This window comes from Rhodopseudomonas sp. WA056 (assembly GCF_010906995.1).
Classification (GTDB): Bacteria; Pseudomonadota; Alphaproteobacteria; order Rhizobiales; family Xanthobacteraceae; genus Rhodopseudomonas; species Rhodopseudomonas palustris_G.
Genome location: NZ_QPFS01000068.1, coordinates 1 through 26,797, shown reverse-complemented (window position 1 = coordinate 26,797; position 26,797 = coordinate 1). Strand labels below are relative to the sequence as shown.

Sequence of the window (26,797 nt, the reverse complement as noted above, 5' to 3'; positions counted from 1 at the left end):
GTACGTCTCCCGCTCGATCACCGAGTTCTGGCGACGCTGGCACATTTCGCTCACCACCTGGATCCGCGACTATCTGTACATTCCGCTGGGCGGCAACCGCGGCGGCGCGTTTCTCACCTATCGCAATCTCTGGATCTGCTTCCTGCTGTCGGGGCTGTGGCACGGCGCGAGCTGGAACTTCGTGCTGTGGGGCGCCTATAACGGACTGTTCCTGACGCTCGACCGGATGTTCCTCGAACGCTGGCTGCAACGCAGCGGCGCGGTGATCGCCACGGCGGCGACGCTGCTGATCGTGATGCTCGGCTGGGTGATCTTCCGCTCCCCGGATGCGGCGCATCTCGGTGGCTTCTTCGCCGCGCTCGCCGGCTTCGGTCAGGCGACCGCGTGGCTGCCGCCGCCGGTCTCGGTGCTGTGGACGGCGACACTCGGAATAGCGCTGAGCCTGATCCCGGCCCTTCCGGTCTTTGGCTCGCTGTGCGCGGCCTGGCGCAGCGTTAGTGTACTTCGGCTCGCCGGCTATGTCGGACTCGGCGCGCTGGGAACGATCGCGATCGCGCGGGCGGTGGCGATTCCGTTTCAGCCCTTCATCTATTTCCGGTTCTGATGATGGCGGCGCTCACCACATCACGGGGGCGATGGCTGCGGCGGCTGGCGGCGGGCGCCTTCCTCGCGATGCCGGCGCTGACAGTGTGGAATCTCGCGGTACCGTCGCACGCGGTGCGGATCGGCCCGGCGCTGGTCGGGGTCACTCAGGAGGTGCCGTTCGACCTCTCACTGCACGGTTTCCTCGACGGCGCATTGCAGAAAGCGGCAGCGCTGCGAATTGCGGACGCGATGCCGCTACGGCGAACGCTGATCCGGCTCAACAATCAGATCGCCTATTCGTTGTTCGGCGAGATCACCGCCCCCGGCCTTCTGATCGGGCGCGACGGCGAGCTCGTGCAGCGGAGTTATCTGGAGGAATACTGCTCGCGCACGATCGGACAGGCCGACGCGATGGCGGACGCCGCGATTCCGCTGCTACGCGACATCCAGGCGTTTTATCGCGGCCGGGGCGGCGGGTTTCTCTACATCGTGACGCCGTCCAAGGTCGCCGATATGCCGGACAAGTTCACGCATCTGATGACGTGCCCGAGCACGCCCCAGGCGCGCGCCGAGCTCGTCCCCGCTTATGTGGCCCGGCTGCGCGCCGCCGGCATCGAGGTCGTCGATGCTGCGTCCTCGACTCATGCGCGCCAGCACGGCGATGCCGTCGAGCCGTTCCCGCGCGGCGGTATCCATTGGAACGAACTGGCGATGGCGCGGGCGAGCCGGCAGATCGTCGACGCCGTCAACGCCCAGGTGGGGCGGGAATTGCTGCCGCCGTTCAGCTTTACCGCGCGGATCGTGCGGCCGGCGGAGGGGCGCGACCGCGATCTGGCGGAGCTTGCCAATCTCTTGGTGGCGCCGATCGATTACCCGGCGCCGAAGCTGACCTACAGCCATCCGCCATGTGCCGGCCGCGAGGCGACGCGAATCGACGCGGCGATCGTCGGCACCAGCTTTGTCGATCCGGTCAGCGAAGTCCTGACCGAACAGGCCTGCCTGACGCGGCTCGGGCAGTACTTCTATCTCAAGCTCGGCCGCTCCCGCGGCGGCGTGCGCCAGGACCATCTGTCCGAGGCCGATCTGCGCGAGGTCCGCGACGTCGATCTGATGCTGCTCGAAGAGAACGAAAGCCTGATCGGACGGCAGCAGTACTTGTCGCTGCTGCACCAGATCGTCACGACGCCCTGAGTTTGATCTTGCCGAAATGAAAGCGGGCCCCGCACGGGATGACGCCGCGCGGAGCCCGCTGCATCGCCGGCGCAGGGACCCGGCGACAACTGGTGGCCGTGCGGGATGCCGCACGACCGTTCCCGATCACTCCTCCCGCGCCCAGCTCGCCCGCCGGACGGCGCGTTCGCACAGGAAGTCGAGGGTGAAGCCGATCAGGCCGATGATCACCACGGTGGCGGCGAGCCGGTCGTATTCGAGCGTGTCGCGGGCGTCGTTGATGGCGTAGCCGAGCCCGGAGGTGACGCCGAGGAATTCGGCCGGCACCAGCACGATCCAGGCGACGCCGACGGCGAGGCGGATGCCGGCCAGCGAATCCTGCATGATTGCCGGCACGATGATGGTGAACAGCATGTGCCAGGGCCGGGCGCCGAGATTGCGCGCGACCTTGAACCAGGCGGGATCGATCCGCCGGAAGCCGTGCGCGGTCGAGAACAGGATCGGCCAGATCGCCGCGACGCCGATCAGGAACACGATCGCGCCGTTCCAGCTCGAAAACGCCATCACGGCGATCGGCATCCAAGCCAGCGGCGAGATCATCCGCAGGAACTGGAACGGCACCGAACTGGCCTGACGCATCCCCTTGAACCGGCCGACCAGGATGCCGAGCGGCACGCCGAGCGCGATCGCCCAGGCCAGCCCGCCGCCGATCCGCGCCAGGCTCGGCAGCGCCATCTTGGCCGCCTCGCCGGAGACCAGCATCGACCACAGCCGTTCGAAGGTGGGCAGCGGCGCGAAATCGGCGAAGCTGGCGGTCCGTGGATTGGCCGCGACGATCGCGCCGCCGATCCACCACACCGCGAGCAGCGTGGCGATGCCGAGCAGCACATAGCCGAAGCTGCGTGCCGGACCGGCGAGGCGTCCGCTCGTCCGCCGCGAAGTCGCGACTGCCGGGGCGTCGTCGAGGGTGAGGTCGAGACTCACAGCGCCAGCACCTCGGTTCGAGTGAACGGATCGGCCGGATCGACGCTCGGCGAGGACTTCCAGTCCGGATACTTCATCATCGCCTGTTTGACGAAGTCGTAGTTCACCAGATCCTTGGCGACGAAATCCGGATCGAGCTTCTTCAGGAACGTGGTGTCGCCGGAGACGACGGTGTCGTTCATCGCCTCGACGATCAGCTTGGTGGCGGACGGATACGGCCATGGCTGGAAGTCGATCCTGCCGATCTTCCAATCCGGATGGGTGATGGCGCCGGTCTCGGCATAGGCTTTGTCGTCGTAGTAGGTCATCGCCCGTTCGATCACCGCGGCCGGCAGCGGCAGATAGCCCTCGCCGTCCTTCGACAGCAGCCTGGCGACCTCCTTCTTGTTGGCGCTGGCGTAGATCTCGGCGCGAACCAGCGCGTTCAATACCTTCTGGGTCCACTCCGGCTTCTTCGTCGTCACCTCCTCGTTCATGCACAGCACGCAGCAGGGATGGTTCTTCCAGATGTCGCCGGTGAAACGGAGCATCCGGCCGCCGGCCTTGGTCTCGCCGAGCGCATTGAACGGTTCGGCGACGATGTAGGCGTCGATCTTCTTGGCGGCGAGCGCCGGCGGCATGTCGGGCGGCGCCATCACCTGCAGATTGCATTCGTCGGGAGCAAGCTGTTCACCCTGGCCCTTGATCACCGGCTTGATGCCGGATTTGCGCAGCGCGTATTGCAGCACGATGTTGTGCATCGAGTACCAGAACGGCACCGCGACCTGCCTGCCTCCGAGATCCTTGAACGACTGGATTCCGGTTTCGCCGCCGACCACCAGGCCCGAACCGTTGGTGTGCGCCCAGGCCATGATCTTGACCGGGAAGTTGTTGTTGTAGCGCATCCACACCGGGATCGGTTTGAGCAGATGCACCAGGTTGAACTTTCCGGCCGCAAAACTCTCGACCAGCGGCGACCAGCCGCGGATCAGGGTCGGGCGCTCGGCTTCGAGCCCTTCGTCCTTGAAGTAACCCATGCCGTGCGCGACCAACAGCGCGGTGGCGTCGGTGATCGGCAGGTAGCCGATCCGCACCACCTCGTCGTCGGCCGCGCGCGCGGCCTGGCCGAAGCCGCCCAGCATGGTGCCGAGCGCGGCGAGGCCGCCGGCCGCGAGCATGTCCAGCGTCTGCCGCCGGGTGATCCTGAAGCGATCGTCTTCCGGGTGGACGACGTCATCTCCGCAATTGATGCACATAAGAGATCTCCTGTTAGCGGGCGCCGGCGGCGACGATCTTGAGCGGTTCGGGGCGAGACGGTTCGCAAGCGGTCGTGCTGACGCCGCCGTGCAGCGCACGACCGGTGGCGCGTTCGAACGCGGCCTGCAGTCTGGCTTGCGCGGTTTGCACGCCGGTGGCGCGGCGCTCCGGATCGCTGTCGTGGCGGTCGAATTCGATCGCGACGGTTTCGGCGATCCGGCCGGGATCGGACGCCATCACCACGGCGCGATCGGCCATCGTCACCGCTTCGGGGATGTCGTGGGTGACGATCACCAGCGTGATCTTCATTTCTTCGGCGATGCGGCGGACGTCGCGCTGCAACGCGCGGCGCGTGACGGCGTCGAGCGCGGAGAACGGTTCGTCGAGCAGCAGTACGTCGGGGTTGACGGCGAGCGATCGCGCCAGCGCGACGCGCTGTTGCTGACCGCCCGACAGCTCCTGCGCGTTACGGCCCGCATAGCCGTCGAGTTCGACCAGATGCAGCAATTCGTCGACCCGGGCGGCGATCTCCTTCTTCGGCCTGCCCGCGAATTTCATGCCGAGTCCGACGTTCTGCGCCACGCTCATCCATGGATACAGATTCGGCTGCTGGAACATCACGATCCAGTTCGGCGACGGGCCTTCGACCAGCGCGCCGTCGATCCGGATCTCGCCGGAGGTCGGTTTGGTCAGGCCTGAGATGATGTGCAGCAGGGTCGACTTGCCGCAGCCGGAGCGGCCGACCAGCGCGATCTGCTCGCACGGCCTGATCTCCAGATCGATGCTGCTGAGCACATTGCTGGTGGAGCGGCGGTAGCGGTGGCTTATTCCCTGAATCGCGATGTGCGCCCCGGGCCACGACTTCTTCGACTGATATGCCGGCATGCGGGCCGCTTCTCCTCATATCGTGCTGATCGGGAAGGGACGGCACCGGCCAGCCATGGCGGCCGGTGCCGGGGCTCGATTACTCCGCCGCCATCAGCGGCTGAGCCGCGTAGGGCAGGCCCTGTTCGATCGGCAGCGACGGATCGCGCGACCATTCGTTCCAGGAGCCGAAGTACAGGCTGACGTCCTTGATGCCGGCTTCCTTCAGCGCCACCAGCGTGTTGGAGGCGCGGGCGCCTTTGAAGCAGTACAGAACCACGGGTGTATCCGGCGTGATGCCGACGGTGGCGCATTCGGCGAGGATCTCGCTCGGCGACTTGAACATCGGACCGGCCGGCGACGGCTTCATCATGCGGTACCACTCGATCCACACCGCGCCGGGGATGCGGCCTTTGCGCGGGCAGAAATCCTTGCCGTAGGGCGAGGAGCTTTCGCCGACCCATTCGTCGACGTCGCGGGTGTCGAGCTTGACCTTGCTGGAATCGCCGACCGCCGCCTTCATGCCTTCGAGGTCGACCAGGATCGATGCGGCCGCCGGATCGACCTTGAAGGTCTTCGGCATCGGCGCCGGCACCTCTGTGGTGGTCGGCAGCCCGGCGGCGACCCAGGCGCTGGTGCCGCCGTGCAGGATCTTCACCTTCGGATAGCCGAGATAGCTCAACAGCACGTAGCCGCGGCAGGACTGGCCGAAGCCGGTGTTCATCGACTGCTCCGCGATCACCGCGGTCTCTTCGCCGGACAGGCCTGCGGCGCCGAAGATCGCCGCGAACTTGTCGCGCATCTCGGCGACGCCTTCGGGCGTCGAGGTCGCCAGATAAGTGAAGATGTCGTGGATGTTGACGGCGCCGGGAATGTGCCCGGCCGCGTAGGTGGCCGGATCGCGGGTGTCGATCACCACGGTGCCGCCGGCGGTGATCATCTCAGAGAGTTCGGCAGGCGTGACGAGAACTTTGTCGGTCATGGGTCGCTCCAGTGCTCGTTGTTGTTGCAAGACGGTTGGTCCGGCGTATCGCCCAGGGCGGTTCCCTGGGGCCGAGCTTATGAAGGGCGACCGCGACGGATCGCGGCCGCGTTGTTCGTCGTTGCGGCTAATGCGCCATGTCCGCGAGCATCTTGCGGAGCTGCTTGGTGGCCGGGGTGACGATGGCGACGAAGTAAGCCTCGCGCAGCCGCCGCTGTGCGGTGGCGCCGGCCACATAGCCGCGGGCGCCACAATGCAGCATCGCCGCATGAGCCGCCGCGACCGAAGCATCGCCGGCGGCGAGCCGTGCCTCGATCACCGCGCGCCAATAGCCGAGGTCGTCCTCAAACGGCGTGGCGGCGAGGCGGGCGACCTCGACCTCCATCGCTTCGAGCTGTTCGGCGATCGGCTCGGGCTGCACGTCGAGATATTTGTTGACGTGGCCGAGCGGCCCTCTGGTCTGCTCCATCAGTCGCAGGCAGTCGCGGATCAGGCCGAACGCCATGCCGGCCTGCAGCAGGATGAAGCCGGCGCGAATCCGCTTGATGAACGGATCGACCGGATCGGCCAGCACCCAGGCGTCGGGCACCACCACGTCGCGCATCTGCACCGCGAAGGTGCGAGTGCCGTCGAGCGCGGTGAACTTGGCATTGTCGGCGAGGCTCACGCCCTCCGCGTTGCAAGGAATCACCGCCATCACGTTGCGGGTGCTGCCGCCGTCCTCGACCTCGAAGATCGCGCCGAAGTAATGATCGGCGCCGAGATTGGAGACGTAGGGCAGCAGGCCCTTGACGACATAGCCGCCGTCGCCGCGGCGGCCCTTCAGCCGCATCGGCTCGATTCCGAACAGCGACTTCATCGGGTTCGACAGCGCGGTGCCGCCGAGCGCCGCGCCGCTGGCGATCTGCGGGCCGATCCCGGTCCGCAGATGCTGATTGTCGGACGCATAGATGTACCAACCCAGCGCGTCCTGGCACCACATGCAGAACGACGTCGACAGGCAGTGCTCGCCGGCCGCCGCCATCGCGTTGATCGCGGTCATCAGATCGATGTTCGGGCTCATGCCCGGCAGATGATGCGCATAGGCGCCGAGGCGCCCGAAGGCCCGCATCTGAGCTTCCGGATAGTGGCCGTCGACATCGATCGTATTGACCAGCGAGGGCAGTTCGCGTGCTGCGAGCGCACGCACCGCCTCGACGACTTCGGCGCCGGGAAGCACCGTGCCGTCGCCTTTGCTCACTGACTGGACATCCAACATCGTTGTTCTCGTCCGTTCTGAAGGGGTGGTCGGTCAGGCCATCGCGACGTCGAGATTGACCGGGCGGGAGAAGGTGTTGGCCACCGGCGACCACAGCCGCGCATGCGCCACCAGTGCTTCCAGCTCTTCACGCGGACGGTCGGCTTCGAAGCTCACCTTGGCGCGCACGTCGGTGAAGCCGACCGGCTTCTCCGACAGGTCGCCGGTGCCCCAGACGCCGGTGATGTTGAGGTCGCCTTCGAGCTCGATCTCGAGCTTGTAGACGGTGATGCCGCGCGCCACCGCGTTGGCATGGATACCGACCGCGAGGCAGGAGCCGAGCGCGGCGAGCGAAGCCTCGGACGGGTTGGGCGCGGTGTCGTCGCCGAGCAGGCCCGGCGGCTCGTCGACGATGTAGGGCGGCAGCGAGCGGATGAAGTTGAGGTGGCGGAAGCGGCCTTCGGCGATGGTCTTGCACTTCAGCGTCTTGATCACCGTCGGGTCGGCCTTGCCCTTGGCGATCAGATCGTCGAGGCCGGCCTTGTCGATCGGCGCGAGGCAGCCGGTCAGTGCGGTCGGGCTATCGGGGGTCAGGCAGGCGGTCACGGCGGTGGCGGCTTTTGTCATGGGATCTCCTCTGGCTGCCATTCGGTCGGCAGCGCTTTTGGCTACAGACCGTTCTGTATCAGCACGAAGCGTGCCAGAATCCCGCATTGCAAAAAGCCGTGCAGATTCAACACCGGCGGCCCTTGAGCGCGGTGCTTGTTCTTTAGGCGTGGCGCAGATGCGATCATGTCGCGCGGCATTTGCCTGCTTCGGCGGCAAACCCGAGGCTGTGAACAGACCATTCGGTTTCCTCGATTGCGGATTCCCGAGCACCGCGGTATGTGCCGAAGCATGGCAGACGCTGCGAACCTCGTGATCGAACATCCCGCCGAGGCGAAGCTGTCGCCGCGCGACCGGCTGATCGACAGTGCCCGCAACCTGTTCTGCCGCTACGGCATCAACTCGGTCGGCGTCGATGCCATCATCGAACAGGCCGGTACCGCCAAGACCACGCTGTACAAGCTGTTCGGCTCCAAGGACGGTCTGGTCGAAGCCGTGCTGGAGCGCGAAGGCCAGAGCTGGCGGAGCTGGTTTCTGGAGTCGATCGACGGCCCGGGCGGCACCGCGCGCGAGCGGCTCGGACGGATCGGTCCGGCGCTGAAGGATTGGTTCACCCGCGGCGACTTCTACGGCTGCCCGTTCATCAATGCGGTCGGCGAGTCCGACAAGAACGACGACCGGATGCGCAATCTGGCGATTGCCCACAAGACCATCGTACTCGATCGCCTCACCGCGCTGTGCGCCGAAGCCGGCATCGAGCATCCGACCGAGGTCGCCCATACCCTCGGCCTCGTCATCGACGGCGCGATCGTGATGGCGCTGGTGACGCGCGATCCGTCCGCGGCCGATGTCGCCGGCCGCGCCTGCGCGGCGGTCCTGCCCGCCTGAGCGCTCAGCGGCCGAGCAGATCCCGCGCCACCTGCCTGACGAAGAATTGCGACGACGCGACGGTGAGGTGACTGCCGTCGAACGTCACCGGCGTGCCGCTGCCGGGCACGGCGAGCAGACAGCCCTGATCGTTGCAATAGACCGGTGTCGGCGAGACGAACTCCGCGCCCTGTGCTGCGAAGAAGGCGCGCAGCCGCTGGTTGGCCTCGGCCTCCGACTGATCCAGCCGAGGCGGACCATCGCGCATCGGGATCTCGGCCGCGCTGATCAGGCCAGCCGCCTCGCTGCGGTAGGCCTGGGCGAGGATCCGCCGCGGCGGCGTCCGCCAGCTCGGAAACTTGCCGACCACGACGATGCGCCGGATGCCGATCTGCCGTAGTTCCGTGAGCGTCGCCTTGATCATGGTGTCGATCGCCGCGGGATCACGGTCGGGGCCGTCGTAATCGTGCCATTGCCGCGCGACCAGGATGATCGTGTCGGGCCTCAGCGCCTTCAGGCGCTCGCGCGCATTGGCGTTTGCGGCGGTGCAGCCGGGCGTCTGAACGCTGACGTAACCGAAGATCGGCGGGCAGCCGGCGGTGGTGTATTGCGCCAGCGTGAAGCCGCCCTCGCTTTGCTGCACGGCGCGCAAGCCGGGATACAGATGCGCCCCGTGCGAATCGCCCCACAGCGCGACCCGCGGGACACCGGGCGATGGGGCGTCGTCGCACTCGCGCGCGAAGCTCGACCCGGAGCCAAGGAAGCAGCTCCCCAGCCGAAACGCAGGCATCGCCTCGGCCTGGTGATCGCGGGTGACGATCTGCACGCCGGCGCTGAACCGCGACGGCACGCCGCCGGCGACGAAAATGCCGGCGCCGATCAGGCCGACCACGGCGACGCCGGCAAAGGCAGCGGCGGTCTTGGCGCGGGTCGGCCGATAGCGGATCTTCGGTTCGACGAACCGATAGGTGAGATCGGCCAGTCCGAATGCCACCAGCACCGCGATCAGCTTCATCAGCGGCGGCGGTTCCTCGCCGAGCCGAGCGATCCGGATCGCGGCCAGCACCGGCCAGTGCCACAGATACAGCGGGTAGCTGATCAGCCCGACATAGACCATCGCCCGGTTGCCGAGCAGCCGACGCGCCGTCCAGGTGCCGGGTCCGGCGGCGATCAGCAGCGCGGCGCCGAGCACCGGCAGCACCGCCCACCAGCCCGGGAACGCACGGCTGCGATCGATCAGCGCCGCACCGGCTGCGATCAGCGCGAGGCCGGCGACGGCGCCGACGTTGCGCAGCGTGGTGGCGTGCCGCGCGAACATCGTGCGCAGCGGAGCATTTCCGCGCCGCGCAGGATCGGCCGCAACGATCGCCAGCAGGCAGCCGGTCATCAGCTCCCAGAATCGTGTCACCGGCAGATAGAACGCGGCCGACGGGTGCGTCGGCGTCAGCAGCAGATTGGTCGCGAACGACGCCAGCAGGATCGCGACCGCAACCACCACCGCGCCGTTCCTCCAGCGCCATGCCAGGATGATCACCGGCGGCCAAAGCAGGTAGAACTGCTCCTCGACGCCGAGCGACCACAGATGCAGCAGCGGGTTCAGCTCGGAGGAGGTGTCGAAGTAGCCGGAATCGTGCAGCAGCGCGATGTTGGCCAGGAACGCGGCGCCGAACCCGATCGCCTTGCCGGCATCGCGATAGTCGACCGGAAACAGCAGAAACCAGCCGCCGATCGCGCAGGCCGCCAGCACCAATGCAAGCGCCGGAAAGATCCGGTTGATGCGGCGGGCATAGAAAGTTGCGAAGCTGAAGTCGCCGCGGTCCAGTGCCTGGCAGATGATCGAGGTGATCAGGAAGCCCGAGATCACGAAGAACACGTCGACGCCGATGAAGCCGCCGGTGATCGCCGCCGGCAAGGCGTGGAACCCGACCACCAGCAGCACCGCGATCGCGCGCAGGCCATCGATATCGCTGCGATAGACAGGTCTCATGAGAAATCGTCGTCCTGGCAGGAACAAGGTCGATCTGGACGCTGCGGGCTCCGTCAACGCGCAAAGGACGCAAGCAGCGCGTCATCGCGAAGCCGCCCGGTGCTGTCAAGTTATGGAGGTGCGCCTCTGCAAGCCGATCGCAGATCGCGCCTCGGCCTCGCCTGTGCGTTGCTCCCCGCTGGGCCCCGGGCTAACACTCTCTGGTTCCAGTCAGGACAACGCCATGCAGATTCAACGTCACCGCATCGAACTCGCCACCACCGCTCCGATCCAGCTCATCGACATCACCGATCAGGTCCGTCGCTTCGTCGCCGGCAGCGGCGTCAAGGAAGGTCTGGTCACGGTGAGCTGCCTGCACACCACCGCGCGGATCAACGTCAACGAGCGCGAGGAAAAGCTCGAGCGCGACATGCTGACGTTTCTCAAGCGCTTCGCGCCGCGTGACGGCGACTATCTGCACAATCTCGATCCGGTCGACGGCCGCGACAACGCGCATTCGCATCTGATCGGGCTGTTCATGAATTCGTCGGAGACGATCCCGATCGCGCACGGCTCGATGGTGCTCGGGGAGTGGCAATCGGTGTTCTTCATCGAACTCGACGGTCCGCGCCAGCGCCGCGGCGTCGAACTGCAGATCATCGGGCAGGGTTGATGCGATGACGCCGGACGATGTCGCGGGCTTCTTTGCCCACCGCAGCGAGCTCAATCTCGACGATTACATCGAGCTGGATTTCGATTTCGAATGCGCCGGAGATCCACGCGAGGCCGCGGCGCATTTGTGCAGCGAGCAGTCGACCGCGCAGTGGCGCCGGATTGGTTTCGACGAGGACTTCCGCCCGCGCTTCGCCGCCAAGGTGCTGGAGCTGTCGGCCGAGCCGCGCCCCTCGGGCTTCAGCATGCCGGTCGAATGCGCTGCGCGCGGCGAGGTGCATGCCTGCCGCGTCACGATCGCACATCCGCACGGCAATTTCGGCGCCAAGATTCCGAACCTGCTGTCGGCGGTGTGCGGCGAGGGCGTGTTCTTCTCGCCCGGCATTCCGTTGATCCGGCTGCAGGACATTCGGTTTCCCGACGCCTATCTGGCTGCGTTCGACGGTCCGCGCTTCGGCATTGCCGGCCTGCGCGAGCGGCTTCAGGCGTTCGATCGCCCGATCTTCTTCGGCGTGATCAAGCCGAACATCGGTCTGCCGCCGCAGCCGTTCGCGGAGCTTGGTTATCAGAGCTGGAGCGGCGGCCTCGACATCGCCAAGGACGACGAGATGCTGGCGGATGTCGAGTGGTGCCCGCTCGCCGAGCGCGCTGCGCTGCTCGGCGACGCTTGCCGGCGCGCGTCAGCGGAAACCGGCGTGCCGAAAATCTATCTGGCCAATATCACCGACGAGGTCGATCGGCTGACCGAGCTGCACGACGTCGCGGTCGCCAACGGCGCCGGCGCGCTGCTGGTCAATGCAATGCCGGTGGGCCTGTCCGCGGTGCGGATGCTGCGCAAGCACGCCACCGTGCCGCTGATGGCGCATTTCCCGTTCATCGCCGCTTTCAGCCGTCTGGCGAACTACGGCATCCACTCGCGGGTGATGACGCGGCTGCAACGGCTCGCCGGTTTCGACGTGGTGATCATGCCGGGCTTCGGGCCGCGGATGATGACGCCGGAGCATGAGGTGCTCGACTGCATCCGCGCCTGCCTGGAGCCGATGGGGCCGATCAAGCCATGCCTGCCGGTGCCGGGCGGTAGCGACTCGGCGGCGACGCTGGAGAATGTCTATCGCAAGGTCGGCAGCGCCGATTTCGGCTTTGTGCCCGGCCGCGGGGTGTTCGGCCACCCGATGGGCCCGGCCGCGGGGGCCGCGTCGATCCGGCAGGCCTGGGACGCAATTGCCGCCGGCATCCCGGTCGCCGATCACGCGGCCGGCCATCCGGAGCTGGCGGCGGCGCTGCAGGCGTTCGGCGGGCGCTGACCGGCACCTGCCGCGGTGTGTCGGCGCCTCAGCGCGGCAGTTCGGTGAAGGTGACGATCACGGCGCTGCGCCGTCCCTGGCTCGGCGCACCGTCGCGGTGGATCCCGGCGGGATCGTAGATCGCAGCGTTGCCTTCACGGCTGGTCACCGCGACCTGGCTCTCGGCGATCGCCGCGGTGAAATTGCTGTCGGCGACCAGATCGGCTCCGAACGTCGCCTTGCGCTGCAGTCCGGCCGGCAGGGCGTAGAAGGTCTCGCGCGCGGCCGGCAGTGTCGACGACAGCCCGCACAGATCGTTGGCGCGGCGGATCATCGCATCCCAGAACCGGCGACCGGCGCGGTTGCTGCCCGCCACATAGGTCAGCGGTCCGTTCGCGGCACCGGTCTCGCCGAGATACACCACCATCTTGAGCACGTTGTAGCCGCTGTCGACCTTGAAGCCGTCGCACGGCGAAGCGTCGACGCTGACATCGGCGAACGGGCTCGACAGCGCGCCTCCGGATGCCTCGGTCACTTCGGCGGCGATCCGGCCGATGCCGACAGGGCGTTTCAGATAGCCGCTGGCTGCCTCGGTGACGCCGGCGTCGGCGGCCACCTGATTGAACCATCTGTACAGGTCGGGGGCGGCAGCCGGGTCGATCACCACCCGGGTCGAGTCCGGATCGCCGGGAATCGCGACACGATGTTCCAGCGTCTTGAAGGCGGCATCGAGCTGATTGCGCAGCTCGACGATCTTGTCGGACCCGAGCTGGACGGCGGCGAAGCCGTCGCGGGAGAGCGGTGCGAACACCGCCGAGCCGCGCTCGGTCTTCGGGGCGTAGGCCGAGCCGGCGCTGAAGCGGCCGAGCCGCTGCAACATGATCAGCCGCAGATAGGTCGGCAGGCTGCGCAACACCGCGGCGAAGCGATTGCCGGTCTCGGCGGGCGGCGGCAGATGTTCGGCGTCGATCATTCGCTGCGCGGTGGTCAGGAAGAATCCGTAACCGAAAATCGTGATCGCTTTCAGTCGCGCGCCGAGCATCGGCATCGACATCACGCGCCCATAGGCCGGGTGGGCGTCGTAGTCGATCATCGGCAGGTGATCGAACGGATAGGATTTCGTTTCGGATTGCATGACCAGCCCCTCTGAAGGCATCACCGATATCACGGAAGCAAGATTTGAATATGGCGGCGGTGCGCGAGTCGGGCGAGTTGGCAATCCGGCCAACACGCACCGCAGGCGCGCTCAACGAAACGGCCGCCTCGGGATCCGAAGCGGCCGTGAGATCGCGAACGGTACGGCGAAGATCAGATCCAGGCGAAGTTCGCGGCCGGACGCGCGGTGCGATTGAGCAGCGCGCGCATCAGGCAGCGCTCGATCTGCACCGATGAGATCGTCGCGGCGTCCGCCCCGACGAGAGCGACCGCATCGCTGCGTTCGGCGAACACGCGGCCGCTGGCGACCACCGCCAGCGCCGGATTGCGCGACGCGGCGCGCAGTTTGCGGATCGTCTCAGCGACCCGCGGCAGCCAATGCTCGCGGCGCAGCGACGGCGACAGCGAGATATTGACGGCGTCGAACCAGCCGCTGGCGACCAGATCCGCCAGCGCGCGATCGCTGTCGGGGAACTCGCTCACGGTATTCCAGCCGGCCTGACGCAGCAGCTCGGCATGCAGCGCCGCGCAGAACGAGTGCGGCTCGCCGGGCTGCGACACCAGCAGCACGCTGCGCGGCTGCGAGCGCGCGAGCGGGGCCGACAGCAGATCGAAGCTGATCCGGCGCATCGCAGTTTGCAGGTGGCAGAGCCCGATGGTGACTTCGAATTCGCTGCAGGCGTCTTCGCTCCACAGATTGCCGAGGCTGCGGGCGGTCGGTTCGAACAGGCCGGTGAACAAAGCGGTGGGCGACGCCGCCCGCGCCAGCGATTTGTCGATCAGGTCGAACGCGTCGGCAAGGTTCGGCGCGATCAGCAGCCGGGCGAGTTCCGCAGCCCGGATCTCCGCCGGATCCTGCGCGATGCGCGTCCGGGCGGTGGTGTGCTTGACGACGAGATGCGGAATAACAGTCGAGACAATGCTTTCGGTTTGCACGGCACGCACTCGATCTGGTTGCCCTCGAACATAATGACAGCGTGTTGAACGAGTGCGACGGGACCATGGCCGCTGCCGAGGGGAAAGCAGGGAGTGGATCGCCTCGCGCGACCATTGGCTCACCGGAAACCGGCAGCGCCGTTGCCGCGGTGCGAAGGGAGCCCGGAAACGGGGACTCGTCTTTGCTCTGGATCAAAACGGTGCGTCCGCATCGTCGCCGCAGCGCGGCACTGGCGGCCGATCGCGGACCAATCGCGCCAGCGGCATACGGTCGCGGCAGCCGGCGCGCCGGCCTGCGTGGGCCGTCCCGGCATCACCGCCGTTCGCCCGCGGGACCGACGACGACATCCGAGCTCTCGCGATCGACAAACAGCGAAGCTGCGCGGTTCGGGGCTGTTAGTCCGAGGCCGCCCCCGACCGAACAGGCGGTATCGGCGGACGCCATGCTGGTCCCTGAATTAGTAAACGAACACCGCCGGTTGCGGCTCGTCATCAAAGGACTGAAGCGGGCTTACTCCATTGTCGTAGAGCAAGCGCCGGGCCTGACTTCTCTATATGTTTACAGCCGCGCGAATCGGAGCAAAACTGATTCCAAGGATCGTGATTTGCTGAGCAACTACCTGTTTAATCAAAGAGTTAGACGGCTAATTGGCTCGACGTGATTCGCGATTCTCTAGAACGAGTGTCTGGTTACCAGTCGCTCGTTCACTGTTCCAGCGTGAGGCGTTTTCTTAAGCGTGGCCGAGGCAGGTCCACGCCGGAGTTAGCAAATCGTTAACGTTAATAAGTAAAGCGTTGTTCACGCTGTTCACCTTAGGGGGCAAGCCGCCCCTAATTGAAGAAAGCTGGAGAACTACCATGCAATTCGATCTGTCCAACCGGAACCTAGCCCAGAAGATCTCGATCCTCGTCTTGGGAATTACGCTGTTCGCTTCGGTCGCCATCGGTGGCGTCGGCGAAATGGTCTTGCACAAGGTGACCGATAGCCACGCCAAGCAGTCGGCGCGCGTCGCGTCGCTGGACCGTCTGGTCGGCCAAGGAGGGGCGACGCTGTCGCCGGTCCGTGCCGCCGACGGCAGCATCGTCGGCATGCTGGTGATGCAGCAGGATTCCGGACCCGTGGTGATGCCCGCCTCGTTCGAAGGTCAGGGTCTGGTCGTGCAGGCTTCCGAGACCGTGGTGACGTCCACTCCCGATTACGGCGTCGGCGCCGCTCGCACCATGCTGCTGCTCGCCGGCATCGCCGTGTTCGCGGTGGTCGGTCTGGTCGGCACCCGGATTTCTCGCGGCCTGCTGGCGCCGCTCGGCGAACTGGAAAAGGACGTGGAACGTCTCGCCTCCGGCGACACCAGCGTTCGTATCCACGCGCTGAGCCGCTCGGATGAAATCGGCCGGATCGCACGGTCGATCGCCAAGATCCAGCAGTCGCTGATCGAACTGGCGAAGCTGAAGAGCCATCGCGTACTCGACGGCACCAACGGCATTCTGGCCAATCTCAAGGAAATGTGGATGGATCTGAAGGGGGCGGTCAGTAATGCCCGCGAGATGCTGTTCACGGATGGACGGACGGTCAGCGAGACGCTGTCGAGGTCTTGGAGCAACTGGCTCCACAACGGCCTGGGCGTTCCGAAGCGCGCCTGATCGGCGCCTCGTTCCGCGACCCTGAACGCGCCTCCCGGAGTCATTGAAGGCGCGACGATCGAGACCACGCGTTGAGATCACGACATCGAGGCTCACCCAGGCGGGTGAGCCGGTCACACCAAAAGCCCGCGCATCGTCGCGGGCTTTTCTATTCCGGGCGGGTGAGCCGCTGTACCGTCGTCTTGGTGTTTCGCTGCCCTGCTCGTTCGCCGAGCGTTGCGGCGCAGGCCGGCCGACCTGGCGCGGCCGATCCCCAATCAGCGGCAACTGATCCCTCCTCATCCCGGCTCGGCCCGGAGACCTCCGTCTCTGAGCCTGAATGGCCTTGAATGTGGATGCCGGCGACGGTCGTGGCCCGACCAGGAGAAGGCCGCGGCCGCTGCGATCGACGCCGCCCCATCAGCCAGTGTGGAGTGCCACCGGAAGCCCGCGGCGTTCGCGGGTAAGCTCGGTTCAGCGCATCATCAATCGACAGCGCGATGACGCATCGGCAAGCCGCGCGAGGCCGGACTGACGGGTGGCGAATCAAGAAGAAAGGGTGGTGCCGCAAGAGGGATTCGAACCCCCGACCCCGTCATTACGAATGACGTGCTCTACCAGCTGAGCTATTGCGGCGACCGCGGGCGCGCTCACGAAGCGACCCGAAAACGTTGGCTCCTGATATCGGGCGGCGGCCCGATTGGCAAGAACCAGAGAGCCGAACCGGCGGCCGGAACGTCCGCCGATCCCATGTTTGGTAATTTCCGTAACCTTGCGTTCCGGTTCAGCGAGGCGGCCGGTAGCCCCGCCAGCCGCTGCCCTGCCCGGCCGGCGCCGGCGTGCGTTCGGTGAACTCTTCGGGCGCGGCGTCGTCGTCGACGCCGGGATCGTCCGGAGCCCGCACGATCGGGATCACCGGGGCGGCTTCCTTGCGGCGGTGGAACAGCGGCGACGGCGACGAAGCAGGCGCAGCCATCGTTTCGGCCGGAGCTTCGGCCGCCTTGGCGGGCTTGTCGGCCTTGGCCGGCTCTTCCGCCGCTACGGTCGGTTCCTTCGGTGTCACGATCGGCGCTTCGGGAGCCGCCTCGACCGTCACCGTCACTGCCTCCGACGTCTCGCTGGCGGGCAACGCCTCGGTCGTGGCGGAAGCGATCAGCGCGTCGTGGAACTTGTCGTCGATCACCACCGCCTTGCTCGACGGCAGCGCCGACACCGGCACCTGCCACTGGAAGGCGTCGAGCCGGCCGGTGACCGGCGACACCGGCCGCCAGTGATCGGATACGTAGCCGTCGGCGGTCCACACCGGATCGTGCAGCGCGCGCACCGCGCGCAGCGTCCAGGCCCGTGCCTTGGCGGTGTCGCCGCGATCGCCATGTTCGATCTCGGCCATCAGCATCGCCACCCGCTGGGTCGGCATCTCCAGATACGGCTCAAGCGCAGTGCGGGCACGGCCGAACGAGCCGGCGTCGATCGCGGCGCGGGCGATCGCCACCGCACTTTCGAGCTGCTGCGGTCCCTTGCCGACCAGGTTCTCGACCCGGCCGAGCCGCGCGGTCGCGGTGTCGCCCGGCTTGAGGTTGGCGTAGGTCGACGCCAGCTCGGGATGCGGCTGCGCCTGCCAGGCGGCCTCGATCACCTTCATGGCGCGGCGGACCTGATGTGCTCCGGCCAGATGCTTCGCCGCCAGCACTGCGGCCGGCACCAGGGTCGGCGCCAGCTTGTTGGCTTCCAGCGCGCTGTCGCGGGCGACGCTCTCGTCGCTCTCCTCCAGATCGATCGCCCGCGCAGTCAGCAACACCGCGCGCTGCCGGCGGAACGCCTTCTTGTCGATCAGGCCGGCCGACAGATTGCGTTCGAGAATCTCCAGCGCGCCGGTCCAGTCCGATCTGGCGCAGCGGAAGCCGAGCACGGCCTGCGAGGCCCAGGCACAGTTCGGCTGCAGCCGCAGCGCCTCTTCGGCGATCGCCAGCGCCGCATAGGGATCGTCGGCGCGCTGCGCTTCGATATACAGCCCGCGCATGCCGAGCGACTTGGTGTCCTTGCGGGAGGCCATCGCCAGGAAGGCGCGGCGTGCGCCTTCGCGATCGCCTTCGAGCTGCGCCGACTGCGCCTGCAACAGCAGCGCCAGCGGATCGTGCGGCGCGTGCCGCCGCGCCGCATTGGCGTGAGCGCGGGCGGCGCCGCTGTCGCCATGGCCGACCGCGAGCAGGCCCTGAGTAATGGCGTTGCGGGCGCGCTCGCTGCGCCGCGAGCTGCGGCCGCGCTTCATCCAGCCGGGTGCCCGCACCACCCCGAGGACGATCGCCCAGGCCAGCATTACGGCAACCACGCCGGCGCCGAGCGCCGCCGCGAACACCGGCAGCGTCATCGACGCCCGCCAGTCGTTCCAGGACAGCACCACCTCGCCGGGCTGTTCGGCCACCCAGGCAGCGCCCGCCGCCGCGAGCGCGATGATCACGAGAAACAGGACGATGCGCAGCATGGGCAGACCTATGGCGACGGTTTTTGCAGCGCCCCGAGCGCTGCGGTGGCGAATTGATGCGACGCGGCGAGGGCTTGGTCGCGCGCCTCGGCCTTGTCGATCCAGGATTGAACAGGAGCCCGGTCACCCGGCGCAAGCGCTTTCAGCTCCTTCAGCGCCGCGGCGATATCGCCCTGCTTGCCGGCTGCGGTCAGCCGGCCGACGATCGCGGTGCGATCGATGCCTTCGACCGCGTCGGAGCGCTGGATCTTGACCAGCCGCTCGGCATTGGCCTGGAACCGGTCGAGGAAATTGGCATTCGCGCTGGTCTTGTCGGGCAGCAGCTTCGGCAGCAGATCGACGAGCTCGTGGCCGAGCGCGTGGGCGCTCGGGACGCCGGTGGCGGCGAACCGATCGAGCGGCTTCAGCGCTGCGGCATCGGGCGCGAGCGGGGTGGCGGCCTTCAGCAACGGCTGGAACGGTTGGCCCTGGGTGACGGCGAGGTCGAGCAAGGTGGCGGCGACCGCGCGGCGCAACGCGCTGTCCTCGGCGGGTGCCGGCTTCGGCGCCGGTTTCTCAGCCTCGGCTTTGGCGGCGGTCTCCAGGGCGCCGAGCCGCCGATCGATCGCGGCGAGTGCCGCGGTGGTCTGCTCCAGCGCGGCCGCGTTGTCGGGACCGGCGGCCGTGCCGGGCTTGGTGTCGTCGCTGCCCGCGCCGTTGGCCGGCAGCGTCTTCAGGTCTTTCACCGTCGCGGCGAGCTGATCGGCTTGGCCGCGCAGCGCCGTCAGATCGTCCCGCAGCGAAGCCACGGTCTTTTCCAGCGCGTCGATCCGGCCGGCGTCGGCGGGATCCGCCGCGGTTGATGTACCGGCCGCTGGCTTCGGTTGGGCTTCGAGATTGGTGATCCGGATCGCTAGCGCTTCCAGCGCTGCGCTGTCGCCCGGCGTCGTGGCCGTTGCGCCGCCAGCCGCGGGAGCGGCTTCGAGCTTGGCGATCCGGGCGTTCAGCGCATCGAGTGCCGCAGGATCGGTCTGCGGAGCGCTGACGCTGGTCGACGACAGGAACTGCGGCAGCAGGCCCAACTGGGCGGCGCCGACGACGAGGCCGGTGGCGATCGCGATCGTCAGAACCGGCGGCAGCATCAGCGACGCGATGCTGCTCCGCGGCGGCGTTGAGCCTTGAGAAGTTGCCGACGCATCGGCCGTGGCGGTGGTGGTGGCGAATTCCGGCTCCGGCAGCCCGGCGGCCTGTTCGGCCTGCTCGCGCTGGTCGGCGGCGATATCGAACGCCTGCTCCGGTCCGCGTGCCGGCTCGGCGTCGGGTGTCGTTTCCGCCGGCGCATCCGCCTCGGTCCCGGGAGCCGCAGCGCTCGTCTCCTCGCCCGTGGGTTTGGAATGCCCGGCCGGTTCCGCAGCCTGTTCGTGTTCGGGCCTGTTCTCGACCATCCTTGGATTTTCCTCGTCGTTACCTGTCGGCGCCGGCGGTCCGGCGCCGCATCAATTCACTTTGGCCGGGCCGAGTGTCCGATCCAGCGCTTCGAGCAGCGCCTTTTCGTCCGGCTTGCGCGCCACCATCACCTGGTTGGCGCCGGCCTCGCGCACCACCTCGGAGACCGCCTCCGACAGGCAGCATTGCGCAATCGCCAGCGCCGAGATCTCGATGCCGGAGGTCCGCGTCGCGTCGATGAACGCCCGGGCGCTGCGCCGCGAATAGTGCAGCACCGCTTCGATCCGGTTGGCCGCGAAGGCCTCGCACACCTCCGCCGGCAGGGTCGGTACCGGCGCCATCCTGTAGGCGGTCTGCATCACCACCTCGAAGCCATCTTCGCGCAATTCGCCGGCGAGGTCCCGCGACAGATCGGCGCCCGCCAGATACAGCAACGCGCCGGCCCGCTTGTCTGTCCCGCGAAGGCTGTCGCCGATCTTGATCCTGAGCCTGGCGGCGTCGCCATCGGCCACGATGATGTCGTTGAAACCGGCTTCCTGCGCCTTGCGGGCGGTTTGCTTGCCGACCGCGAACAACGGCAGCCCCAGAAGCCGCGCCAGCACCGGCTGGTCCTCCAGTGCACGCAGCGCGTTGGCGCTGGTGACGATCACCCCGGTGTAGCGGGCGTCGGGATCGTCGGGGAACGGCACCGGCTCGAACCGCAGCATCGGCGCCAGCAACACGTCGTAGCCCTTGGCGCGCAGCGCCTTTGCGGTCGCGTCGCCGTCGGGTTGCGGGCGGGTGACGAGCAAAGCCACGCGTTACGTCCTCGCCTGTCGATTGATCAAAATGAATCCGAAGTAGCCCGGCGGCATGACCCTGAGCCGGCTGATCCTGGGCTGCGTGATAACCGGCCGCGTCCCAGCTCCCCGCATCGGTGCTCCCACGCAATCTGCCGGGGCCGCAGGGCGCCAAGGGGATGATTGCATTCCAAGACCCCGCAATGCTACGCGAGGCAAGGAGAACGCCGGTTCGGGCGCAAACGCAAGGGCTCAATTTGACTAGTGAACAAGCCTTGCTGGTGCTGGGGATCGAGACCACCTGCGATGAAACCGCAGCCGCCGTGGTCGAGCGCCGTGCCGACGGAAGCGGCAGGCTTCTCTCCAATATTGTGCGCTCCCAGACCGACGAACATGCGCCGTTTGGTGGCGTCGTACCGGAGATCGCCGCGCGCGCCCATGTCGATGTGCTGGACGGCATCATTGCGGCGGCGATGAACGAAGCCGGCGTGGCATTCGCCGGGCTGTCCGGCGTCGCCGCGGCCGCGGGGCCGGGACTGATCGGCGGCGTGATCGTCGGGCTGACCACCGCCAAGGCGATTGCGCTGGTGCACGGCACCCCGCTGATCGCAGTCAATCACCTCGAAGCCCATGCGCTGACGCCGCGGCTGACCGATGCGGTCGAGTTTCCATATTGCCTGTTCCTCGCCTCCGGCGGCCACACCCAGATCGTCGCGGTGCTCGGCGTCGGTAACTACGTCCGGCTTGGGACCACGGTCGACGACGCGGTCGGCGAGGCGTTCGACAAGATCGCCAAGATGCTCGGCCTGCCATACCCCGGCGGCCCGCAGGTCGAACGTGCGGCCGAAGCCGGCGATCCCAACCGGTTCGCGTTCCCCCGCCCGATGCTGGGGCGGCAGGACGCCAACTTCTCGCTGTCCGGTCTGAAGACCGCGGTGCGCAACGAGGCCGGCAAGCTGACGCCGCTCGATCCGCAGGACATCGCCGATCTGTGCGCCGGCTTTCAGGCCGCGGTGCTGGACTCGGTGGCCGACCGGCTAGGCGCCGGCTTGCGGCTGTTCAAGGAGCGGTTCGGCCCGCCGAAGGCGCTGGTCGCGGCCGGCGGCGTCGCCGCCAATCAGGCGATCCGGCGGATGCTGCGCGAGGTCGCCGCGAAAGCGCAGACCACGCTGATCGTGCCGCCGCCGGCGCTGTGCACCGACAACGGCGCGATGATCGCCTGGGCCGGCGCCGAACGGCTCGCGCTCGGCCTCACCGACCCGATGGATACCGCGCCGCGCGCGCGCTGGCTGCTCGACGCTGGCGCCACCGCGCCGGCCAAATTTGCCAACACGCGCGCCGGCTTCTAAGGCCGGGCTCAAGTCGGTGGCTTGGATGATATTGCGATGACTTCGTTGAATTCGATTGCGGTGCTCGGAGGCGGAGCCTGGGGCACCGCGCTGGCGCAGACCGCCGCGCGGGCGGGCCGAAACGTGACGCTGTGGGAGCATGATGCCGGCAATGCCGAGCATCTGATCGCGGCGCGCGAGAGCCGGTTTCTGCCCGGCGTGCGGCTGGAGCCGTCGATCCAGGTGACGCGCGATCTCGCCGAAGCGGCGCGCGCCGAGGCATTGCTGCTCGTCGTCCCGGCGCAGGTGCTGCGTCAGGTCGCGACGTCGCTGCAGCCGCTGATCGCGCCGAAGACGCCGCTGGTCGCCTGCGCCAAGGGCATCGAGCACGGCACCCACCGGTTCATGACCGAGATCATCGCCGAAGCCGCTCCGGCTGCGATCCCGGCGATCCTGTCGGGTCCGAGCTTCGCCGCCGATGTCGCCCGCGGCCTGCCGACCGCGGTGACGATCGCCGCGACTGACGCGGCCTGCGCGCAGGCGCTGGCGCAGGCGATGAATTCCGGCAGCTTCCGTCCTTATCATTCGACCGACGTGCGCGGCGTCGAACTCGGCGGCGCTACCAAGAATGTGCTGGCGATCGCCGCCGGCATCGTCGAGGGCCGTCAGCTCGGCGCATCGGCGCTGGCGGCGATGACCACACGCGGCTTCGTCGAGCTGGTGCGGTTCGGCAAGGCCTATGGGGCACGGATCGAGACCATGCACGGCCTGTCGGGTCTCGGTGATCTGACGATGTGCTGCTCGACGCCGCAGTCGCGCAATTTCTCGTTCGGCATGGCGCTTGGCCGCGGCGAGAGCATCGACACCGCTGCGCACGGCAAGCTGGCGGAAGGTTATTACACCGCGCCGGTGCTGCTGGAGATGGCGCAGGCCAAGGACATCGACATGCCGATCTCGACCGCGGTGGCGGCGGTGCTCAGCGGCAAGCTCAGCGTCGATGCCGCGATCGAAGGGCTGCTGACGCGGCCGCTCAAGGCGGAGGAATAGACGTGGCGTACTGGCTGGTGAAATCCGAACCCTCGGTGTGGTCGTGGGACCAGCAGGTCGCCAAGGGCGCCGCGGGTGAAGCCTGGACCGGCGTGCGCAATCACTCCGCCAAGCTGCACATGGTGGCGATGCGGCGCGGCGACCGCGCGTTCTACTATCACTCCAACGAGGGCAAGGAGATCGTCGGCATCGCCGAGATCATCCGCGAGGCCTATCCGGACCCGACCGATGCCAGCGGCAAATTCGTCTGCGTCGATATCAAGGCCGAGAAGCCCTTGAAGACGCCGGTGACCCTCGCCGCCGTCAAGGCCGAGCCCCGCCTCGCCGAAATGGCGCTGCTGAAGTACTCGCGGCTTTCGGTGCAGCCGGTGACGGCCGAGGAATGGAAACTGGTCTGCAAGATGGGCGGGCTTTAGGGGACGGACAGCAGGACAGATCATGGTTCGAGACGCCCGGCTCCGCCAGGGTCCTCACCATGAGGGCCTTGCCTGGAGCCTAGGCACCTCATCCTGAGGAACGGCCATTTGGCTGTGTCTCGAAGGATGAGGATGGTGATCGCTTTACATCTGTCCACCGCTCGCCCATCACCGCGCGATGAGCACCTCCGCCATTACCGATCCCGTCGCCTTCATCCATGCCAACACGCGGCTCCGCGCCGTGCCGCTGGTGCCGGAGGTGATGCTGCATGTCGCCGACGAGGCGCTGCCGCTGTGGAGCAAGACTGAAGAAGAGCTTGGCGAAGCCGGGTTGCCGCCGCCGTTCTGGGCGTTCGCCTGGGCCGGCGGGCAGGCGCTGGCGCGCTACGTGCTGGATCATCCGCAGGACGTCGCCGGCAAGGACGTGATTGATCTCGCCTCCGGCTCGGGGCTGGTGGCGATCGCGGCGATGAAGGCCGGGGCGCGCAAGGTCACCGCGTTCGATATCGATGGTTTTGCCCGCGAGGCGATCCTGGTCAATGCCGCGGCCAATGGCGTCGCGATCGAGGTCTGCGGCGACGATCTGCTCGCTGGGCCGCATCCGCTGCCGGCGCAGGCCGTGCTGGCCGGCGATATCTTCTATCAGCAGGACATCGCCGGGCTTGCCTTCACCTTCCTGCAAGGCCGTGCAGCACAGGGCGCGCAGGTGCTGATCGGCGATCCTGGACGCTACTACTTGCCGAAAGATCAACTCGTGCAGCTTGCGAGCTACGGCGTCCCGGTGACGCGCGAATTGGAAGATTCCGAAATCAAACACACCGGCGTCTGGACGCTGAAGTAATTGGCACCGCTATACGGTCAGCCGCGCTCCGTCGTGCCCGGTGATCCGCAGGGGCTGAACATCTCCGGGCGTCGCGCCTGCGATCGCGACCGGGAGGAAGTGCTCGGTGCGGCCCTGCGTCGGGCTCTCGATCAGCACCGTGCGGGAGGCGCCGGTCTCCGCATCCAGCCGCCGCTGCAGCGCTACTTCGCCGGCTGCCCGCAGCCGGGCGGCACGGTCGCGGATCACGCGGCCATCGAGCTGCGGCATCCGCGCCGCCGGCGTGCCGGGCCGCGGCGAATACGGAAACACATGTAGAAACGTCAGGCCGCATTCTTCGATCAGGTCGAGCGAGCGCTGAAACATCTCGTCGGTCTCGGTCGGAAACCCGGCGATCAGATCGGCGCCGAGCGCGATGTCCGGCCGCAGTCGCCGTGCCTCGGCGCAGAACGCAATCGCATCGGCGCGGGCGTGCCGGCGCTTCATCCGTTTGAGGATCAGATCGTCGCCGGCCTGTAGCGACAGGTGCAGATGCGGCATCAGCCGCGGCTCGGTAGCGATCGCATCGATCAGCTCGCGATCGGCCTCGACCTGATCGATCGACGAGATCCGCAGCCGCTGCAGCTCCGGCACATGCCGTAACACTTTCTTAACCAGGGTGCCGAGCTTCGGCGTGCCCGGCAGGTCGGCGCCGTAGCTGGTGAGGTCGACCCCGGTCAGCACGATCTCGGCGTGGCCGCGCTCGGCCAATCGCCGCACCTGCTCGACCACTGCGCCGACCGGTACCGAGCGGGAATTCCCGCGGCCGTACGGGATGATGCAGAACGTGCAGCGATGGTCGCAGCCGTTTTGCACCTGCACGAACACCCGCGGCAGGCCGCTCTGGTAGCCGTCCAGCAGATGCGGCGCCATTTCGCGCACCGCCATGATGTCGGCGACCGCGATCTTCTGTTCGCTGTCGAGCCCGAAGCTCGGGCCTGCGTCGAGCGCGCCCTTGGCGGCGTGCCAGGCGTGGCTGCGGGTCTTGTCGTCGTTACCGATGACGCGGTCGACCTCTTGCATCGCCGCGAACGTCGCCGGCTCGGTCTGGGCCGCGCAGCCGGTGACGATGATCAGGGCCTCGGGGCGCGCGCGTTTCAGCTTGCGGATCTGCTGCCGCGCCTGGGCCACCGCCTCGTTGGTTACCGCGCAACTGTTGACCACGATGGTGTCAGCGAGGCCGGCGCCTTCCGCCTCGCGCCGGATCAGCTCGGACTCGAACGCGTTGAGGCGGCAGCCGAAGGTGACGACCTCGACGGCCATCAGGCGCCAGTCGGGTCGAGCGCGCCGGTGAACAGCGCCGGATCGAACCGGCCTTCGAACTCGAATTCGGCGCCGCCGGTCATCAGCACGTGGTTGTCGATCTCGCGCCACTCGATGGTGAGCCGGCCGCCCGGCAGCGTCATGTCGACCGTCCGTTCGGTGCGCTTCAGCCGCGCCGCCGCGACCGCGGTCGCGCAGGCGGCCGAGCCGCACGCCTTGGTCAGCCCTGCTCCGCGCTCCCAGGTCCGCATCGTGATGTGCTGACGATCGACGATATGGGCGAGCGTGATGTTGGCGCGCTCCGGGAAGATCGGATGGTTCTCGAGCAATGGTCCGAACCGGCCGAGATCGTAGGCGTTCACATCGTCGACCCAGAAGATCGCGTGCGGGTTGCCCATGCTGACGACCGATGGCGTGTGCAGCACCGGCGCGTCGATCGGACCGATCTGCAATTCGATCATCCGGGTGTCGCGGAATTCCTCGGCGAGCGGAATATCCTGCCAGCCGAACTTCGGCTCGCCCATATCGACGGTGTAGAAGCCATCGGCCGGGCCGCGCCAGCAATTGAGCAGGCCGGCGCGGGTCTCGAACGTCAGGCCGTTCTGGTCGCTGCCGGCGAACATCTGGCGCGCGACGCAGCGCATGCCGTTGCCGCAGGCGCCGGATTCGGAACCGTCATTGTTGTAGATCCGGACGAAGGCTTCGGTGCCGGGCAGCCGGGCCGGCTGCAGCAGCATCAGTTGGTCGTAGGGCACGTGCGCCGCCACCGCCCGCGCATCGGCCGGCGTCACCGGCGCCGGCTGGTCGCGCAGGTCGACCACCACGATTTCGTTGCCGATGCCGTTCATCTTGGCAAACAGGCGGTTGTCCAGCGCGCTCATGCTCTCGTCCTCGCCGCGCCTATATGGCGAACCCGGCCCGGTTTGGCCAGTCTGCCGCCCGCAGCGGCGCACGGCCACAGGGAAGCCACACCGTCATCGCCTGGCTCGCCGGGACGGGACGAAATCCCGGATCGGATGTTATGAGAGGCCGCGC

The 26,797-nt window shown here is 67.5% G+C and carries 24 protein-coding genes and 1 tRNA gene; 10 read left to right on the top strand and 15 right to left on the bottom strand.

The features are described 5' to 3' along the window. Together DU475_RS14395 and DU475_RS14390 are read left to right on the top strand one after the other, a co-directional pair. The coding region (locus DU475_RS14395; RefSeq protein ID WP_283812087.1) for an MBOAT family O-acyltransferase at positions 1-604 on the top strand (604 nt) is incomplete at its 5' end. 2 nt (positions 605-606) lie between these two features. After that, the gene (locus DU475_RS14390) at positions 607-1,776 is read left to right on the top strand and encodes an alginate O-acetyltransferase AlgX-related protein (protein ID WP_164632507.1); all 1,170 of its coding nucleotides are present in this window, start codon (positions 607-609) and stop codon (positions 1,774-1,776) included. Between the two features lie 126 nt (positions 1,777-1,902). Here DU475_RS14390 and DU475_RS14385 read toward each other — a convergent pair whose 3' ends face one another. The 6 genes from DU475_RS14385 to DU475_RS14360 all read right to left on the bottom strand — a co-directional run bounded on the left by DU475_RS14385 (position 1,903) and on the right by DU475_RS14360 (position 7,685). After that, a complete protein-coding gene (locus DU475_RS14385; RefSeq protein WP_047309997.1) occupies positions 1,903-2,739 on the bottom strand; it encodes an ABC transporter permease in 837 nt (278 codons plus the stop codon). Next, positions 2,736-3,974 (bottom strand): ABC transporter substrate-binding protein, encoded by a 1,239-nt coding sequence (locus DU475_RS14380; RefSeq protein WP_013500204.1) that lies wholly within the window; start codon positions 3,972-3,974, stop codon positions 2,736-2,738. The genes DU475_RS14385 and DU475_RS14380 overlap by 4 nt, the downstream gene beginning before the upstream one ends. A 13-nt stretch (positions 3,975-3,987) precedes the next feature. Further along, the gene (locus tag DU475_RS14375; protein WP_013500205.1) at positions 3,988-4,860 is read right to left on the bottom strand and encodes an ABC transporter ATP-binding protein; all 873 of its coding nucleotides are present in this window, start codon (positions 4,858-4,860) and stop codon (positions 3,988-3,990) included. A gap of 79 nt (positions 4,861-4,939) precedes the next feature. Then, entirely contained in the window at positions 4,940-5,821 is an 882-nt protein-coding gene (locus tag DU475_RS14370) for a sulfurtransferase (RefSeq protein WP_047309995.1), read from the bottom strand. 127 nt (positions 5,822-5,948) lie between these two features. Next, complete coding sequence (locus DU475_RS14365; RefSeq protein ID WP_164632506.1) at positions 5,949-7,079, bottom strand: acyl-CoA dehydrogenase family protein; 1,131 nt, start codon at positions 7,077-7,079, stop codon at positions 5,949-5,951. Positions 7,080-7,112: 33 nt separating this feature from the next. Further along, positions 7,113-7,685, bottom strand: a complete 573-nt coding sequence (locus tag DU475_RS14360; protein ID WP_013500208.1) for an OsmC family protein — start codon at positions 7,683-7,685, stop codon at positions 7,113-7,115. A 270-nt stretch (positions 7,686-7,955) separates the two neighbouring features. Between DU475_RS14360 and DU475_RS14355 the strand changes: the two genes are divergently transcribed. Beyond that, on the top strand, positions 7,956-8,552 hold the full coding sequence (locus tag DU475_RS14355; RefSeq protein ID WP_041806948.1) for a TetR/AcrR family transcriptional regulator: 597 nt from the start codon (positions 7,956-7,958) through the stop codon (positions 8,550-8,552). A 4-nt stretch (positions 8,553-8,556) separates the two neighbouring features. Here DU475_RS14355 and DU475_RS14350 read toward each other — a convergent pair whose 3' ends face one another. Next, on the bottom strand, positions 8,557-10,518 hold the full coding sequence (locus DU475_RS14350; protein WP_164632505.1) for an acyltransferase family protein: 1,962 nt from the start codon (positions 10,516-10,518) through the stop codon (positions 8,557-8,559). 223 nt (positions 10,519-10,741) lie between these two features. Here DU475_RS14350 and DU475_RS14345 point away from each other — a divergent pair, with 223 nt between their 5' ends. Both DU475_RS14345 and DU475_RS14340 read left to right on the top strand, forming a co-directional pair. Beyond that, positions 10,742-11,170 (top strand): secondary thiamine-phosphate synthase enzyme YjbQ, encoded by a 429-nt coding sequence (locus tag DU475_RS14345; RefSeq protein WP_013500211.1) that lies wholly within the window; start codon positions 10,742-10,744, stop codon positions 11,168-11,170. 4 nt (positions 11,171-11,174) lie between these two features. After that, positions 11,175-12,473, top strand: coding sequence for a RuBisCO large subunit C-terminal-like domain-containing protein (locus tag DU475_RS14340; RefSeq protein WP_164632504.1), 1,299 nt, complete (start codon positions 11,175-11,177; stop codon positions 12,471-12,473). Positions 12,474-12,501: 28 nt separating this feature from the next. Here the strand turns inward: DU475_RS14340 and DU475_RS14335 are convergent, their stop codons facing one another. Then, positions 12,502-13,587: a hypothetical protein gene (locus tag DU475_RS14335; RefSeq protein ID WP_142883924.1), complete on the bottom strand. Its 1,086-nt coding sequence runs from the start codon at positions 13,585-13,587 to the stop codon at positions 12,502-12,504. Between the two features lie 173 nt (positions 13,588-13,760). Next, entirely contained in the window at positions 13,761-14,543 is a 783-nt protein-coding gene (locus tag DU475_RS14330; protein ID WP_234713417.1) for a cobalamin B12-binding domain-containing protein, read from the bottom strand. A gap of 858 nt (positions 14,544-15,401) precedes the next feature. On the opposite strand from DU475_RS14330, the gene DU475_RS14325 reads away from it, so the two are divergent. Then, positions 15,402-16,184, top strand: a complete 783-nt coding sequence (locus tag DU475_RS14325; RefSeq protein WP_013500215.1) for a HAMP domain-containing protein — start codon at positions 15,402-15,404, stop codon at positions 16,182-16,184. 539 nt (positions 16,185-16,723) lie between these two features. Here the strand turns inward: DU475_RS14325 and DU475_RS14320 are convergent. From DU475_RS14320 to DU475_RS14305, 4 genes are all read right to left on the bottom strand, one after another. Further along, positions 16,724-16,799, bottom strand: a tRNA-Thr gene (locus tag DU475_RS14320). Positions 16,800-16,947: 148 nt separating this feature from the next. After that, positions 16,948-18,645 carry a heme biosynthesis protein HemY gene (locus DU475_RS14315; RefSeq protein ID WP_164632503.1) on the bottom strand — a complete coding sequence of 566 codons (1,698 nt, stop codon included), beginning with the start codon at positions 18,643-18,645 and terminating at the stop codon, positions 16,948-16,950. Between the two features lie 8 nt (positions 18,646-18,653). After that, positions 18,654-20,069, bottom strand: coding sequence for a COG4223 family protein (locus DU475_RS14310; protein WP_164632502.1), 1,416 nt, complete (start codon positions 20,067-20,069; stop codon positions 18,654-18,656). Positions 20,070-20,120: 51 nt separating this feature from the next. Next, positions 20,121-20,867 carry a uroporphyrinogen-III synthase gene (locus DU475_RS14305; protein WP_164632501.1) on the bottom strand — a complete coding sequence of 249 codons (747 nt, stop codon included), beginning with the start codon at positions 20,865-20,867 and terminating at the stop codon, positions 20,121-20,123. A gap of 257 nt (positions 20,868-21,124) precedes the next feature. Here DU475_RS14305 and tsaD point away from each other — a divergent pair, with 257 nt between their 5' ends. The 4 genes from tsaD to DU475_RS14285 all read left to right on the top strand — a co-directional run bounded on the left by tsaD (position 21,125) and on the right by DU475_RS14285 (position 24,481). Then, complete coding sequence (gene tsaD / locus DU475_RS14300) at positions 21,125-22,198, top strand: tRNA (adenosine(37)-N6)-threonylcarbamoyltransferase complex transferase subunit TsaD (RefSeq protein WP_041806951.1); 1,074 nt, start codon at positions 21,125-21,127, stop codon at positions 22,196-22,198. A gap of 36 nt (positions 22,199-22,234) precedes the next feature. Further along, complete coding sequence (locus DU475_RS14295) at positions 22,235-23,224, top strand: NAD(P)H-dependent glycerol-3-phosphate dehydrogenase (RefSeq protein WP_164632500.1); 990 nt, start codon at positions 22,235-22,237, stop codon at positions 23,222-23,224. Between the two features lie 2 nt (positions 23,225-23,226). Next, on the top strand, positions 23,227-23,640 hold the full coding sequence (locus DU475_RS14290) for an EVE domain-containing protein (protein WP_047309988.1): 414 nt from the start codon (positions 23,227-23,229) through the stop codon (positions 23,638-23,640). 178 nt (positions 23,641-23,818) lie between these two features. After that, a complete protein-coding gene (locus DU475_RS14285) occupies positions 23,819-24,481 on the top strand; it encodes a class I SAM-dependent methyltransferase (RefSeq protein ID WP_164632499.1) in 663 nt (220 codons plus the stop codon). Between the two features lie 9 nt (positions 24,482-24,490). On the opposite strand, the gene mtaB is transcribed toward DU475_RS14285, so the two are convergent. Both mtaB and dapF read right to left on the bottom strand, forming a co-directional pair. Beyond that, on the bottom strand, positions 24,491-25,762 hold the full coding sequence (mtaB, locus tag DU475_RS14280; RefSeq protein WP_164632498.1) for a tRNA (N(6)-L-threonylcarbamoyladenosine(37)-C(2))-methylthiotransferase MtaB: 1,272 nt from the start codon (positions 25,760-25,762) through the stop codon (positions 24,491-24,493). Further along, positions 25,762-26,643: a diaminopimelate epimerase gene (dapF, locus tag DU475_RS14275; RefSeq protein WP_164632497.1), complete on the bottom strand. Its 882-nt coding sequence runs from the start codon at positions 26,641-26,643 to the stop codon at positions 25,762-25,764. Before dapF ends, mtaB begins: the two co-directional genes overlap by 1 nt. Positions 26,644-26,797 lie beyond the last annotated feature (154 nt).